13 protein-coding genes and 1 pseudogene are annotated in these 14,915 nt (G+C 60.1%); 2 read left to right on the top strand and 12 right to left on the bottom strand.

Going from position 1 to position 14,915, the window contains the following annotated elements; genetic code table 11:
* From KW846_RS29455 to dksA, 11 genes and pseudogenes are all read right to left on the bottom strand, one after another.
* A pseudogene (locus tag KW846_RS29455) lies at window positions 1-361 on the bottom strand (glucose-6-phosphate isomerase); the annotation flags it as partial.
* Window positions 362-585: 224 nt separating this feature from the next.
* Window positions 586-966, bottom strand: coding sequence for an aspartate 1-decarboxylase (panD, locus tag KW846_RS29450; protein WP_003228271.1), 381 nt, complete (start codon window positions 964-966; stop codon window positions 586-588).
* A gap of 184 nt (window positions 967-1,150) precedes the next feature.
* Window positions 1,151-2,011, bottom strand: coding sequence for a pantoate--beta-alanine ligase (panC, locus tag KW846_RS29445; protein ID WP_218486435.1), 861 nt, complete (start codon window positions 2,009-2,011; stop codon window positions 1,151-1,153).
* A complete protein-coding gene (gene panB / locus KW846_RS29440) occupies window positions 2,008-2,808 on the bottom strand; it encodes a 3-methyl-2-oxobutanoate hydroxymethyltransferase (protein WP_218486434.1) in 801 nt (266 codons plus the stop codon). The genes panC and panB overlap by 4 nt, the downstream gene beginning before the upstream one ends.
* A gap of 364 nt (window positions 2,809-3,172) precedes the next feature.
* Window positions 3,173-3,658 (bottom strand): 2-amino-4-hydroxy-6-hydroxymethyldihydropteridine diphosphokinase, encoded by a 486-nt coding sequence (gene folK / locus KW846_RS29435; RefSeq protein WP_218486433.1) that lies wholly within the window; start codon window positions 3,656-3,658, stop codon window positions 3,173-3,175.
* Between the two features lie 3 nt (window positions 3,659-3,661).
* Window positions 3,662-5,062 carry a polynucleotide adenylyltransferase PcnB gene (locus KW846_RS29430; RefSeq protein ID WP_218486432.1) on the bottom strand — a complete coding sequence of 467 codons (1,401 nt, stop codon included), beginning with the start codon at window positions 5,060-5,062 and terminating at the stop codon, window positions 3,662-3,664.
* A gap of 821 nt (window positions 5,063-5,883) precedes the next feature.
* Window positions 5,884-7,323: a sigma-54 dependent transcriptional regulator gene (locus KW846_RS29425; RefSeq protein ID WP_007971105.1), complete on the bottom strand. Its 1,440-nt coding sequence runs from the start codon at window positions 7,321-7,323 to the stop codon at window positions 5,884-5,886.
* Window positions 7,324-7,345: 22 nt separating this feature from the next.
* Window positions 7,346-10,300 (bottom strand): sensor histidine kinase, encoded by a 2,955-nt coding sequence (locus KW846_RS29420; RefSeq protein ID WP_007971103.1) that lies wholly within the window; start codon window positions 10,298-10,300, stop codon window positions 7,346-7,348.
* Window positions 10,284-10,460 (bottom strand): hypothetical protein, encoded by a 177-nt coding sequence (locus KW846_RS29415; RefSeq protein ID WP_003176118.1) that lies wholly within the window; start codon window positions 10,458-10,460, stop codon window positions 10,284-10,286. Before KW846_RS29415 ends, KW846_RS29420 begins: the two co-directional genes overlap by 17 nt.
* A gap of 77 nt (window positions 10,461-10,537) precedes the next feature.
* Window positions 10,538-11,431, bottom strand: coding sequence for a tRNA glutamyl-Q(34) synthetase GluQRS (gene gluQRS / locus KW846_RS29410; protein WP_218486431.1), 894 nt, complete (start codon window positions 11,429-11,431; stop codon window positions 10,538-10,540).
* Between the two features lie 201 nt (window positions 11,432-11,632).
* Window positions 11,633-12,073 carry an RNA polymerase-binding protein DksA gene (dksA, locus tag KW846_RS29405; RefSeq protein ID WP_007971100.1) on the bottom strand — a complete coding sequence of 147 codons (441 nt, stop codon included), beginning with the start codon at window positions 12,071-12,073 and terminating at the stop codon, window positions 11,633-11,635.
* Window positions 12,074-12,408: 335 nt separating this feature from the next.
* Here dksA and KW846_RS29400 point away from each other — a divergent pair, with 335 nt between their 5' ends.
* Window positions 12,409-13,581 (top strand): pyridoxal phosphate-dependent aminotransferase, encoded by a 1,173-nt coding sequence (locus KW846_RS29400; protein ID WP_007971098.1) that lies wholly within the window; start codon window positions 12,409-12,411, stop codon window positions 13,579-13,581.
* Entirely contained in the window at window positions 13,581-14,294 is a 714-nt protein-coding gene (sfsA, locus tag KW846_RS29395) for a DNA/RNA nuclease SfsA (protein WP_218486430.1), read from the top strand. Before KW846_RS29400 ends, sfsA begins: the two co-directional genes overlap by 1 nt.
* Here the strand turns inward: sfsA and KW846_RS29390 are convergent.
* On the bottom strand, window positions 14,291-14,608 hold the full coding sequence (locus tag KW846_RS29390) for a Rieske (2Fe-2S) protein (RefSeq protein ID WP_218486429.1): 318 nt from the start codon (window positions 14,606-14,608) through the stop codon (window positions 14,291-14,293). The two genes, sfsA and KW846_RS29390, sit on opposite strands and share 4 nt — an antisense overlap.
* Window positions 14,609-14,915 lie beyond the last annotated feature (307 nt).

Below are 14,915 nucleotides of genomic sequence, written 5' to 3'. Positions count from 1 at the left end.
GCATCACGTTGACGCCATTGACCGACAGCTTGTCGCCAACCGGGCGACGCAGGGCGGTGTGCAGGGCCGGACGGCCCTCGGAAGCATTGACGATTTCGCCGTCGAACAGCGATTTGATCGCGCCCTTGAGGTCGACTTCGTTGGCCAGGCCCACCAGCAGATTGCGGGTCTCGGCGTTGATCAGGTTCTTCGAGTAGTCGAGAAACAGGCCGCAACTGCTGAGGGTGAATTGAGTAAAGCGCTGCGGATCGGCATTGAAGGCTTCGCGCATGCTGAAATCCTGCATGGCTTGGCGGTGGTCATTCAACGCTTGCCAGGCGGGCAGAGCGGTCACGTCGTGAGGAGTGCGGTAATACGCCATCGCTGCGGGTTTCCTTATTACTTGAACGGCCTTTAGAACACTAAAAATCCCGGAGCGCTGTGGGTGGGCGTTCCGGTCAACTGCGTCGACACGATTTCATGGCGCAGGGCGAATACAGTAAACCCCGCGCAATGATCTGTCTTGACTTTGTCTGACCTGTTTCCGGTACTTTTTTAACATCGAAGTTAGGAATGGTCCGACAAACGGAAGAGACAGGGCTCGGATCAGGCGACCTGGACCGGAATGGCATTGCTGGTGTGGCTCAGTTCATTGCCCGGTGCCATGTAGAGCATGCGCGGCTTGAAGTTGAGCAGTTCGGCTTCGCTGTAATGAGCGTAAGCGCAGATGATCACGCGATCACCGACCTTGGCCTTGTGCGCCGCGGCACCGTTGACCGATATCATGCGTGAACCTTCTTCGCCACGGATGGCATAGGTGGTGAAGCGCTCGCCGTTGTCGACGTTGTAGATCTGGATCTGTTCGTACTCGCGGATGCCGGACAGGTCCAGCCATTCACCGTCGATGGCGCAGGAGCCTTCGTAATCGAGTACAGCGTGGGTGACTTCGGCGCGATGCAGCTTGGCTTTGAGCATGATGGCGTGCATGAATGTTTCCCAGGTCGGCGGGCAAGTGGCCCGAAGGGTTTGTGGGCGTCAGTAAGGTCTGTATGGGCGCAGCAGAACCCCTGTGGGAGCGAGCCTGCTCGCGATAGCGGTGGATCAGGCAAAACTGTTGTGACTGAACATCCGCTATCGCGAGCAGGCTCGCTCCCACAGGTTTTTTTGTTGTCTAGATTGGCGCGTCGAGGTTCAGGTGCAGGTTGTCGATCAACCGCGTCGTACCGAGGAACGCCGCTACCAGAATCACCAGGTCACGATCCTGAGCCGTCGCCGGGCGCAGGGTCAGGGCATGGCGGATTTCCAGATAGTCAGGACGAAGGCCAGCCGTTTCGAGCTGTTTGATCTGCGTGTCGATCAGCGCGGGGAAATCGCGTTCGCCCTGCTTGATCGCCTCGCCGATCGCATTCAGCGTGCGGTAGACCACCGGCGCCACGGCGCGTTGCTCTTCGTTGAGGAACCCGTTGCGCGACGACAGCGCCAGGCCATCGGCCGCCCGTACGGTCGGCTCACCGATGATCTGGATCGGCATGTTCAGGTCATGTACCAGCGCGCGAATCACCGCCAGTTGCTGGAAGTCCTTCTCGCCAAAGATCGCCAGGTCCGGCTGAACCATGTTGAACAGCTTGCTGACCACCGTCGCCACGCCTTCGAAATGCCCCGGCCGGCTCGCGCCGCACAGGCCTTCGGACAATTGCGGGACACTGACGCGGGTCTGGCCGGCCATGCCGTCGGGATACATCTCCTCGACGGTCGGAGCGAACAGCAGATGGCAACCGGCCTGGAGCAGCTTTTCCTGGTCGGCGGCGAGGGTGCGCGGGTACTTGTCGAGGTCTTCGCCAGCACCGAATTGCAGCGGGTTGACGAAAACGCTCGCCACCACGAAGTCCGCCCGTTGGGAGGCCTTGGTCACTAGTGCAACGTGGCCGCTGTGCAGGTTGCCCATGGTCGGCACAAAGGCAATGCGCTTGCCTTCGCTACGGGCACGGGCCACGGCGGCCCGCAGTTCGCGTACGGTTTTTACGGTGTTCATGCAGAGAATCCGTGTTCGATACCAGGGAAAGTCGCTGCCTTGACTTCAGTCACGTAGGCATTCAACGCAGCTTCAATGCTGGTCTGGCCAGTCATGAAGTTTTTCACGAATTTTGGCACGCGGCCGGTAATGGACAGCCCCAGCATGTCGTGCAGAACCAGCACCTGGCCATCGGTGCGATTGCCGGCGCCAATCCCGATCACCGGAATCTTCACCGCCTGGGTGATTTCTTCAGCCAGCTCGCTCGGGACGCACTCTAGCAGCAGCATGGCCGCGCCGGCCTGTTCCAGGGCTATCGCGTCGGCACGCATCTGCCGCGCCTGGTTTTCATTGCGACCCTGGACCTTGTAGCCGCCAAGGATGTTCACCGACTGCGGCGTCAGGCCCATGTGCGCGCAGACCGGGATGCCGCGCTCGGCCAGCAGGCGGATCGAGTCGGCCAGCCACAATGCGCCTTCGACCTTGACCATGTGCGCGCCGGCCTGCATCAACAGGGCGCTGTTGGTCATGGCTTGTTCGGTGGTGGCATAGGCCATGAAAGGCAGGTCGGCGAGGATCAGGGCATCGCTATTACCGCGTTTGACGGCAGACACGTGGTAAGCCATTTCTGCGGTGGTGACAGGCAAGGTGCTGTCGTGGCCCTGTAAAACCATGCCGAGGGAGTCGCCCACCAGCAGCACTTCGACGCCGGCCTGATTGCAGGCGTGGGCGAAGGTTGCGTCGTAGCAGGTCAGCATGGTGATCTTTTCACCTTTTTGCTTCAGACCTTGCAGGGTGGTCAGGGTGATGGCTGGCATGAAAAGTTCCTCATTCAGGCGCTGTGGAAACTACTGCGAGTAACGCGCGTGATTCTTCGTTGAACACAGGCGCACGCTCTTTCGTCGTGCTTTTAAGGCCTGGATTGCGCCCTTGAACGCCGTGTTGGCGGCAGCGGGACGCCTATAGTCGTGAGGAGAACGAGGGAAGTCAATTGCGTGTGTTACCGCATTGTTACGGGTGGGGTGTTACCGGAGTAACTGATGCGATTCAGCAGCAGATCTTGTGCCCGACACAAAACCAATGTGGGAGCGGGCTTGCTCGCGAAGGCGGAGTTTCAGTCAACATTGATTCTGGATGACACACCGCTTTCGCGAGCAAGCCCGCTCCCACAGGTGATTTGTGTCACGTCGGGAGCAGGCGTTCCAGGCCGACGAACGGGCATGCATTGAGCAGTTCGGCCAGGGTCCGGCCATCGGCCAGCTGCAGATCGGCAGGTGCCAGCTCGGCCAATGGATATAGCACGAAGGCCCGTTCCTGCATGTGGTAGTGGGGAACCTTGAGGCGCGGTTCGTCGATCAGGCGATCACCGAACAGCAAGATGTCGAGGTCCAGCGTACGCGGTCCCCAGCGTTCAAGGCGCTCGCGACCCTGGCCGTTTTCGATGGCCTGCAAGGCATCCAGCAATTCCAGGGGCGCCAGCGTGCTGTCGAGAGCGGCCACCGCGTTGGTGTAGCGCGGTTGTCCGGGAAGCAGCGAGTCGCTTTGATAAAACTCCGAAACCCCAACCAGTCGGGATTGCGGCAAGGACGCCAGCGCCTCGGCGGCGCTGCGCAATTGTTCGGCAGGGTCAGCCAGATTGCTGCCCATGCCGATGTAGATGCGTTCCATGGATTACTCGCCCGTGGTGCTCGAAGCGCCAGCGGCGCGCTTGCGCTTGGAGCCACCGCTGCGGCGACGCTTGCGCGGGGCGCCGGTGCCTTCTTCCTTGCCGCTGAGGTCGCGGATCATGTCGCGGCGCTCGCTTTCATTGGCGTCCTGATAGTCGGTCCACCATTCGCCGAGGCCGTCAGTCTGCTCGCCTGCACTTTCGCGCAACAGCAGGAAGTCATAGCCGGCGCGGAAGCGCGGGTTGTCCAGCAACAGATCGGCACGCTTGCCGCTGCGACGCGGCAGGCGTTCCTGCATGTCCCAGATCTCGCGGATCGGCATGGTGAAGCGTTTCGGAATCGCGATTCGCTGGCACTGTTCGGCAATCAGCTCATGCGCTGCTTCCTGCATCGCCGGAATCGGCGGCATGCCACGCTCCTGCAGACGCAGGACGCGCGCCGGCAGGGCAGGCCAGAGCAGGGCCGCAAACAGGAATGCCGGGGTGACCGGTTTGTTCTGCTTTATCCGCAGGTCGGTATTGATCAGGGCTTCGCTGATCAGGGTGTGGGTGTAGGTCGGGTTGTATTCCAGTGCTTCGGCGCTGGCCGGGAACAGTGGATCGAACAACTGCAAGTCGACCAGCATTTCAAACGTATCGGCGGCGTGGCCGGAGAGGAACAGTTTGAGCACTTCTTCGAACAGGCGAGCCGACGGGATCTCGCGCAGCATCGGCGCCAGGTCGCGGATCGGCAGGGCGCTGTGTTTTTCGATACCGAAATTCAGCTTGGCGGCGAAGCGCACGGCCCGCAGCATGCGTACCGGATCTTCCTGGTAGCGTTGCTTCGGATCGCCGATCAGGCGGATCAGGTGATTGCGGATGTCGTGTACGCCGTTGGCGTAGTCGAGGATGCGCTCGCTGACCGGATCGTAATACAGGGCATTGATGGTGAAGTCGCGACGTTGCGCGTCTTCTTCCAGGGTGCCATAGACGTTATCGCGCAGGATGCGCCCGCTTTCGTTGCGTGAAGACTGGTTACTGTCTTCCTCGTCTTCGTTTTGCGGGTGATTGGCGCGGAAGGTCGCGACTTCGATGATTTCGCGGCCGAAGTGGATGTGCACCAGTTTGAACCGACGCCCGATGATTCGCGCATTACGGAATTCGGCCCGTACCTGCTCGGGGGTGGCGCTGGTGGCAACGTCGAAATCTTTCGGGGTAATGCCCAGCAACATGTCGCGCACGCAGCCGCCCACCAGGTAAGCCTGATACCCGGCGCTCTGCAGGCGTTCAACGATATTCACCGCGTAGCGGCTGAATTGCGCCTTTTGCAGCGAGTGTTGGCCGCTGTTGAGCACTTCAGGCGTGCTGCGAATGTGTTGCGTAGGACGCTTGGGAGTACGGAATGACTGGAACAGCTTCTTCAGCATGGGATGCACTGTTTGAAGGAATATTCGGCCATAACAGAAGAATGACCGCATGATGGGCGGGGATTCTAGCATTTAGTCGGGGGATGGTGTAGGACACAGCAGATATGAACTGTAGGCCGTAGTCCGTGGGGGCGAGCTGTTCGCGATGGGTGTGAACGATGGCGTGTTAAGCCTGATGCCCAGCTGCGCCCTCGGGTTTTTCGCGAGCAAGCTCGCTCCTACAGGTACAGGAAGTGGGGGGGGCTTGAATCGCAGAAACTACAAGGGGAGCCGAAGCTCCCCAAGAAGTAGTTGCATGCTCTATTTTTATTTTTGGTTTCGGGCTTTTTGTTTTTGTTAAGTGCCCTTGCCATGAAGCTTTCCTTCATGACCCTCCCAATCGGGAGCCAAGAGCAAACGGATTGCTTTGGTCGCTGAATTGCAGTGATCTTTCGATCCAACCAGTACAGGCTCTGTCTTAGGACAGTTTTTGTTGTTCTCGGCCTGGTCGTGGGGCAAGCCCCAAATACAACGCCTCTCCAAAAGAATCAGTTAGCTGCGCCTCTCGCCGTCTTGTTTTTATTGTGCGTGAGTCGATTCGTCTTATTTTTATTGTCTTGTGCATTGCTTGTTATTGTTCTTGTACCAAACATATAGCAGGGTGCGTGCCAACTTTTGCGAAGCCCAATAAAACAAGGGGTTAGATCGGCTGTCGGGCATTTCGAAGGCGAAAAAAAGCCGGGGCTTCGTTACCGTAAGCCCCGGCTTCTGTTACGTGAAAAAGCTGAGGTAACAGTTTTTTCACAATGTCACGTGTTACCCGCACATGTGACAGGTGGGGTTCAGCTTTCGCTGGCCACCCCGGTCTTGCGCCGCGGGATGCCCAGGCGCTGACGGCGTTCCCACAGGCATTTGCGGCTGACCCCGAGTTTGCGGGCCAGTTCGGTTTCAGTCATGTGGTCCTGATGCTCGAGGACGAAATGCTGGAAGTAGTCTTCCAGGGAGAGGTCTTCGGTCGGCTCGTGGTTGCTGTTACCGGCATTGCCGTTGCCCTGTTGTGGGGGCAGGCCAATGAATTCGTCATCTTCCAGGTCGCCCAGTTCGATGTCGATGCCCAGCAACTCGGCGGAGATTTCCGGGCTTTCGCACAGGATAACCGCGCGCTCGACGGCGTTTTCCAGTTCGCGAACGTTGCCCGGCCAGGAGTAGTGACGAATGGCTTGCTCGGCATCCGCGGCGAACTTCAGGTCGGTGCGGTTGATTCGCGCACTTTGCCGCGCCAGGAAGGCGTTGGCGATTTCGTTGACGTCCGCACCGCGTTCGCGCAGGGCTGGCAGCTTCAGCGCAATAACGTGGAGGCGGTAATACAAGTCTTCGCGGAACTGGCCGATCTTCGCCAGGCTCTTGAGGTCGCGGTGAGTCGCGGCGATCAGGCGTACATCGACTTTTTGCGACTGCACCGAACCTACGCGACGAATTTCGCCTTCCTGCAATACGCGCAGCAGGCGAGCCTGGGCTTCCAGTGGCAGTTCGCCAATTTCGTCGAGGAACAAGGTGCCGCCGTCCGCCGCTTCCACCAGGCCGGCGCGCCCGGCGCTGGCGCCGGTGAATGCGCCTTTTTCGTGGCCGAACAGTTCGGACTCGATCAGGCTTTCCGGAATGGCTGCGCAGTTCACCGAAATCATCGGTGCCTTGGCGCGTCTGGACAGGTTGTGCAGGGCGCGGGCCACCAGTTCTTTACCGGTGCCCGATTCGCCCTGGATCAGCACGTTGGAATCGGTCGGCGCGACTTTGCGGATCTTGCCATACAGGTCCTGCATCGGCGGGCATGAGCCGATAATGCCGATTTCACCGTTGCTGTTGTCGGCACCGGACTTCGCCGCACCGTTGGCGGCTTTGCCGGCAACCGCTTCACCACCGGTTTGTGCCGTTTGTCGGTCACGCAGGATTCGTGCGGCGGCTTGCAGCATTTCGTCGTGGTCGAATGGCTTGGCAATGTAATCCACCGCACCCATTTTCATCGAGTCGACGGCCGAGCGCAGGCTCGCGTAGCTAGTCATGATCAGCACCGGCGTACCTTGGGCGAGCTTGATCAACTCTGTGCCAGGCGCGCCCGGCAAGCGCAGGTCACTGACGATCAGGTCGAACGAGGGGATGGTGAAGCGTTCTTGTGCTTCCTGCACTGAACCGGCTTCGCTGACCTGGTACTGGTTACGTTCCAGCAGGCGGCGCAAGGCGGAGCGGATAATGGTTTCGTCTTCGACGATCAAAATGTGCGGCATTGATTCGATACTCTCGACGGTCTCAGTTCACAGCGGACGTCGCTTCGACATGACGCGGCAAGGTAACCCTGATTCGGGTGCCGCGTTGGCTTTGAACATCAGCCGGGCTGTCGATGGTGATTTGTCCATAATGCTCTTCAACGATGGAATAGACCAGTGCAAGGCCCAGACCGGTGCCTTCGCCAGGGTCCTTGGTGGTGAAGAAAGGTTCGAACAATCGGTCCATGATGCTCGACGGAATACCGCTGCCTTCGTCCTCCACGATCAGATCGACCGTGTGTTCGCCGGCTTCGCTCTTGACTCGCACCGCACTGCCGGGAGGCGATGCGTCACGGGCGTTTGAGAGCAGGTTGATCAACACCTGGGCCAGCCGTTGCGGGTCGCCTTCGACCCAGTGCTCGGGGTCGCACAGGTTGTAGAACTGCACTTCGAAATTGCGTCGGTTCAGCGCCAGCAGGCCGATGGCATCCTGGGCCACTTCGGCCAGACAGACGGGCTCGTCGCTGTGCTGATGACTGCCGGCATGGGCAAAGCTCATCAGCGACTGGACAATGCGCGACACGCGCTTGGTCTGCTCGAGGATCTGGCCGCTGATCTCCTTCAGCTCGCCGTCTTCCTCGCGTTCTTCGCGCAGGTTCTGCGCCAGGCACGCGATACCGGTGATCGGGTTGCCGATTTCATGGGCCACGCCGGCCGCCAGGCGACCGATGCTCGCCAGGCGCTCGGAGTGCACCAGTTTGTCCTCGAGCATCTGGGTTTCGGTCAGGTCTTCCACCAGCAACACCAGGCCACTGTTACCCGGCGCCAGGGGTTCGTCGATTGCCGCTTTGTGCAGGTTCAGCCAGCGTGTCTGGCCGTCGAGGGCCAGGTGCTGCTTGTGCAAGTGCTCGTCCGGCAGATTGATGAAGCCTTGCAGCAGTTCTTTCCACGGGTCGGCAATGGTGCTCAGGCGCGAACCGACCACGCGCTGCGCAGCGATGCCGGTCAGCTCCTCCATGGCCTTGTTCCACATGAGGATTTCCTGATCCTTGGCCAGCGAGCAAACGCCCATCGGCAATTCCTGCAGGGTCTGGCGGTGATAGCGGCGCAGGGCATCGAGTTCGGCGGCCAGGCCGGTCAGGCGCGAGTGGTAGTCCTCGAGTCGGCTTTCGATGAAGTGAATGTCTTCGGTCACGTAGTTTTCGCCACCTGCCTTGTAGGGCAGGAACGTCTCGACCATGTCCTGGGCCACGCTCGGCCCCATCAGGCCGGAGAGGTTGGCTTCGATGCGGTCACGCAGGCGACGCAGGGCATAGGGTCGGCGTTCGTCGAATGGCAGATAAAGGTCGCGCAGTGCCTGTTCCACTTCTTTCTGCGCCGCTTTTGCACCCAATGGTTTTGCAAGCTGCGTGGCGAACTCCTGGGGCGAGGCGGCGTGCAGTTCGCGGCGTTGCGGGCGGCGCACGTTATCCACGGCGCAGGCTTCGGCAGCACTGGCCTCTTCGGTGCTGGCGTTGGTGAACAGCGAGATCAGGGTGAACATCAGTACGTTGGCCGCCAGCGAGGCAATCGCCGCCATGTGCCAACTGGTGTCGTCCAGCACGTAGATCATGTTCAGCAGCGGAATGTAGAAGCCCTGCAGGTTACCGACCAGCGGTAACAACATGGTCACCAGCCACACCAGTATCCCCGCCAGCAAGCCCGCGATGAAGCCGCGACGGTTGGCTGTCGGCCAGTACAGGACCGAGAGCACGCCCGGCAGGAACTGCAACGTGGCGACGAACGCGACGATGCCGAGGTTGGCCAGGTCCTGTTCGGCACCGAGCATCAGGTAGAAGCCGTAGCCAGCCATGATGATCGCGACAATCAGCGCCCGGCGGGTCCACTTCAGCCAGCGGTAGATGTTGCCTTCGGCCGGAGGTTGATACAGCGGCAGCACCAGGTGGTTCAAGGCCATCCCGGACAGCGCCAGCGTGGTGACGATGATCAGGCCGCTGGCGGCGGACAGCCCGCCGACATAGGCCAGCAACGCCAAAGCCTTGCTGTTGGCGGCGATGCCGATGCCCAGGGTGAAGTATTCCGGATTGGTGGTGGCGCCCAGTTTCAGGCCGGCCCAGAGAATCAGCGGCACCGCCAGGCTCATCAGCAGCAGGAACAGCGGCAGGCCCCAGCTCGCACTGACCAGCGAACGCGGGTTGAGGTTTTCGGTAAAGGTCATGTGATACATGTGCGGCATCACGATGGCTGAGGCGAAGAACACCAGCAACAGGGTGCGCCACGGGCCTTCCTGCAAAGGCGTGTGCAGGGCCGCGAGCGCGGTCTGGTTTTGCAGCAGCCATAATTCAAGCTGTTGCGGGCCGTCGAACACGCCGTAGAGCGCGTACAACCCGACACCGCCGAGGGCGATCAGCTTGATCACCGACTCGAAGGCAATCGCGAATACCAGGCCTTCATGCTTTTCCCGGGTGGCGATGTGGCGGGAGCCGAAGAAAATCGTGAATAGCGTGATCAGTGCGCAGAAACTCAAGGCCACGCGATTTTGTACGGGTTCGCGGGTGAGGATACCGATGGAGTCGGCGACCGCCTGAATCTGCAGGGCCAGTAACGGCAATACGCCGACCAGCATGAAAATCGTGGTCAGCGCTCCGGCCCAGGTGCTGCGGAAACGGAAGGCGAACAGGTCCGCCAGGGACGACAGTTGATAAGTGCGGGTGATCTTCAGGATCGGATAAAGCAACACCGGCGCCAGCAGAAAGGCCCCGGAAACGCCCAGGTAGCTGGACAGAAAGCCGTAGCCGTACTGATAGGCCAAGCCCACGGTGCCGTAAAACGCCCAGGCACTGGCATAGACGCCCAGTGACAGGGTGTAGGTCAGCGGGTGGCGAATGATCGCCCGGGGAATCATGCCCCGTTCACTGATCCAGGCCACACCGAACAACACCGCCAGGTACGCGGCGCTGATCAGGATCATCTGGGTCAGGCTAAAGCTCATCGGCATCTTTTTGACTCTGCAGGATGAAGGTCACGACGATCAGAATCAGCCAGAGCAGATAAGGGCGATACCAGGCGCCAGTGGCGTCGATCCACCAATCCATGATGGCCGGGGAAAACAGGTAAATGCCCACTACCAAAAGCAGGACCAAGCGATAGATGTACATCCCGGCCTCTCTTTTTTATGTGCGTGCCCGAAAACGTGCGGCGATGGTAACGGATGGGCGCGCCACTGCAAGTGCGATCACAGCAGCTGTGCCTCGGGCAGGCTCAGTGTGCGCGGGATCAGCGAGGCATCCCAGTGGGCAATGCCCCAGTTCAGCACTTCCCGTGGTGTGGCGTAAATCAGTTCGGTTCCCGGGTTCTGTCCCAGCGCGCGCAGCGCCCGCAATAACAGGGGTGTTGCCTGATCCTCGGTCAACGGCGGCGAACGGTAGGATTTACCGAGTTTATGGCCATCAGGCTGAGTAATCAGCGGGATATGCAGATAACGCGGTTGCGGCAGGCCGAGGAGTTCTTGCAGGTACAACTGGCGGGGCGTGGAGTCCAGAAGGTCGGCACCCCGAACAATATCGGTGATGCCCTGCCAGGCATCGTCCAGGACCACGGCCAGTTGATAGGCGTAGAGCCCGTCGCGGCGGCGGATCACGAAATCGCCGACCTCCCGGCCTAGGTGCTGGCGGTACTCGCCCTGCACCCGGTCGAGGAAGTGGTATTCCAGCTCCGGTACGCGCAGGCGGATGGCGGCATCATCGGCGCCATGGCCGGCATTGCGGCACAGCCCCGGATAAATCCCGTGATACGGTTCCAGCTGTTTGCGCGAACAGGTGCAGGCGTAGGCCAGGCCGTGATTGAACAGGCGATTGAGCACCTCGGCGTAGGCGTCGTGCCGCTCGCTTTGGCGAACCAGATCGTCATCCCACTCGAAGCCATAGCTTTCCAGCGCCCTGAGAATGGCCGCCTGGGCGCCGGGTTCCTCACGGGGCGGGTCGAGGTCTTCCATGCGCATCAGCCAGCGTCCGCCCACCGAGCGCGCATCGAGGTAAGAGGCCAGCGCTGCGACTAGAGAACCGAAATGCAGATGGCCACTGGGCGTAGGGGCGAAGCGCCCGATGTAGGTGGATGAGGTGGCGGTCATGAATGTAATGTCACTTGTTTCGGGCTTGCGCCAGGTACCTGTGGGAGCGAGCCTGCTCGCGAAAGCGGTGTATCAGCCAGCATCAATGTCGAAGTTGATGGCCCCTTCGCGAGCAGGCTCGCTCCCACAGTGTTTTGCCGAGGTGAATCCTGGAAACAAAAACGGAGCGTTCGCACGCTCCGTTCTTCGTTCAAGTCGCAATTACTTGCCGACTTGCTTTTCCTTGATTTCCGCCAGGGTCTTGCAGTCGATGCACAGGTCGGCGGTAGGACGCGCTTCGAGGCGCTTGACGCCGATCTCGATGCCGCAGGATTCACACCAGCCGTACTCTTCGTCTTCGATCAGCTGGAGTGTCTTGTCGATCTTCTTGATCAACTTGCGTTCACGATCGCGGGCACGCAGTTCGAGGGCGAATTCCTCTTCCTGGCTGGCACGGTCTGCCGGATCAGGAAAGTTGGCCGCTTCGTCCTTCATGTGGTCCACGGTCTTGTCGACACCTTCCATCAGCTCTTTTTTCCACTGATTCAGGACCTTGGTGAAGTGCTTGCGCATGGGCTCGCCCATGTACTCTTCGCCAGCTTTCTGAACATAGGGCTCGAAGCCGCTGATTGCCTGGTTTTGCTGCTTTGCTTGGGTGGACATGAAATAGACCGCCTCTACTCTTGTAATCCATCTGCGCAGGATTGCTCCATCACCGACACCTGCCGGCCCTGCGGCTGCAAGCGGGCGAACTTACCAGATCAACTCGGGCCGCGCTACTCCCGGATGTCGAGCTTGCGGCTCATGGTGCTTGCCAATGATGACAAACTGTTGTCTGGCGGCTCCGGAACCCTGCTCAACTATTGATTTTAGTCAAACCTTGCGCACACGCTTGAATCGTTTGTGGTCAGGGTTATAAGCCCTCTGACCGCTTTAGGTTCTCGCTCGTTCCTGCGCTTGGGTAGAATCGGTTTTTTTCCCCAGTTGAAGGAAGGCCAATGGCTCAGCCCTACAGTGCCCGCAGTCGCGCGATCGAACCTTTTCATGTCATGGCGCTGTTGGCGCGGGCCAATGAATTGCAGGCGGCTGGCCACGATGTGATCCACCTGGAAATCGGCGAGCCGGACTTCACCACCGCCGAGCCGATCATCCAGGCCGGCCAGGCTGCGCTGACAGCGGGGAAGACCCGTTACACCGCCGCGCGCGGCATTCCGGAACTGCGTGAGGCCATTTCGGGCTTTTATCAGCAGCGTTATGGCTTGAACATCGACCCTCGACGCATCCTCATCACACCCGGCGGGTCCGGCGCGTTGCTGCTGGCCAGCGCTTTACTGGTAGACCCCGGCAAGCACTGGTTGCTGGCGGACCCGGGCTACCCCTGTAACCGGCACTTCCTGCGACTGGTCGAAGGCGCGGCGCAATTGGTGCCGGTCGGTCCGGAGGTGCGTTATCAATTGACGCCCGGCCTGATCGAGCGTCATTGGGATCACGACAGCGTGGGTGCATTGGTGGCGTCGCCAGCCAATCCGACCGGCACGATCCTGACCCGCGACGAGCTGGCGAAGCTGTCTGTCGCGATCAAGGAGCGCCACGGTCATCTGGTGGTCGACGAGATCTATCACGGCCTGACCTACGGCACCGATGCGGCCAGCGTGCTGGAAGTCGACGATAGTGCCTTCGTGCTGAACAGTTTTTCGAAATACTTCGGGATGACCGGTTGGCGGTTGGGGTGGCTGGTGGCCCCCGACGCGGCCGTAGGTGAGCTGGAAAAGCTCGCCCAGAATCTCTACATCAGTGCTCCCAGCATGGCGCAGCACGCCGCGCTGGCCTGTTTCGAGCCGGCAACCATCAGCATTCTCGAAGAGCGTCGCGCCGAATTTGGCCGGCGTCGGGATTACCTGCTGCCGGCCTTGCGTGAATTGGGCTTCGGCATTGCCGTGGAACCGGAAGGGGCATTCTACTTGTACGCCGATATCAGCAAGTTCGGCGGCGATGCCTTCGCGTTCTGTAAACATTTCCTAGAGACCGAGCATGTGGCCTTCACCCCGGGGCTGGATTTCGGGCGTTATCAGGCCGGGCATCATGTGCGGTTCGCCTACACGCAAAATCTCGAGCGCTTGCAGGAAGCGGTCGAGCGCATTGCCCGTGGGTTGCGGAGCTGGCAAGGCTGATGCGATTTCATCCCCCCCTCGAAGAAGGTCGCCTGATTCGACGCTACAAGCGTTTTCTCGCCGATATCGAAACCGTTGACGGCGAGTTGCTGACCATTCACTGCCCGAACACAGGTTCGATGCTCAATTGTCAGGTCGAAGGCGGGCAGGTCTGGTTCAGCCGCTCCAACGACCCGAAACGCAAGTTGCCCGGCACCTGGGAGGTCGGCGAAACACCGCAAGGGCGGTTGTTTTGTGTGAACACCGCCCGCGCCAATGGTTTGGTCGAAGAGGCGCTGCGAGCGGGCGTCATCACGGAATTGAACGGCTTTACCGGGCTCAAGCGCGAAGTGGCTTATGGTCAGGAAAACAGTCGTATCGATTTCCGGCTCGATTACCCCGAAGGGCCTGCCTATGTCGAGGTCAAAAGCGTGACCCTGGGTTTCGACGGTACGGCGGTGGCGGCGTTTCCCGATGCGGTCACCCAGCGTGGCGCCAAGCATCTGCGGGAACTGGCCCACTTGGCCAGGGACGGTATTCGCGCGGTGCAGTTGTACTGTGTTTGCCTGACCGGCATCGAGGCCGTGCGTCCGGCGCAGGAAATCGATGCGGCTTATGCGCAGGCCTTGCGTGAGGCCATTGAGTGTGGGGTCGAGGTGCTGGCTTACGCTGTGAGCTTGAATCACCAGGAAATGCTGATCGACCGGCGTCTGGACGTGTTGCCGGGCGGCTAAAGGCTGATCCAGATCCCTTGTTCATCCTCGCGGCAGGCCACACTGGTCAAGGCTTGCCCCGCGCAAGGGCCGGCGACGCATTCACCGTCTTCGATCAGGAACAGTGCGCCATGGGTGGCGCACTGGATCAGGCTGTTGCTGGGGTCGAGAAACTGGTCAGGATGCCACTCCAAAGCGACGCCCCGGTGCGGACAGCGATTGATGTAGACATGGACCTGGCCGCTGCGGCGCACCGCAAAAAGCTTTTGACCGTCTATGTCGAAACCGCGACTGCTGTCATTGACCAGTTCGGCACCTGCACAAAGCATCTTCATCTCTATCCTCAGTCCCGCAGCTCGTGATCGGATAGGTCCGGGCTTGACGGTCAAATGCGATCATTGGGCGTCTTGCCCGCCGGGGACAAGTGCCTATCGTCGAGGATACTTGGCCTGACCATTCGATGCCCGGGAAACTCTCATGCGATGACCACCCGCGTTGTGGTGATCGGCATGGCACGACCATCGCCGAATCCCGTCAGTACTTTTCCACAGGCAAAAAAAGACCCGGCAAGAGCCGGGTCAAATAACCGTGATTAGCCTGATGAGGAGATAATCTGAGAGTCCGAACCAAGGGCTTTTCAGA

Source organism: Pseudomonas sp. PDM32 (genome assembly GCF_019219225.1).
Classification (GTDB): domain Bacteria; phylum Pseudomonadota; class Gammaproteobacteria; order Pseudomonadales; family Pseudomonadaceae; genus Aquipseudomonas; species Aquipseudomonas laurylsulfatiphila.
This window is presented reverse-complemented; position numbering and strand designations above follow the sequence as displayed.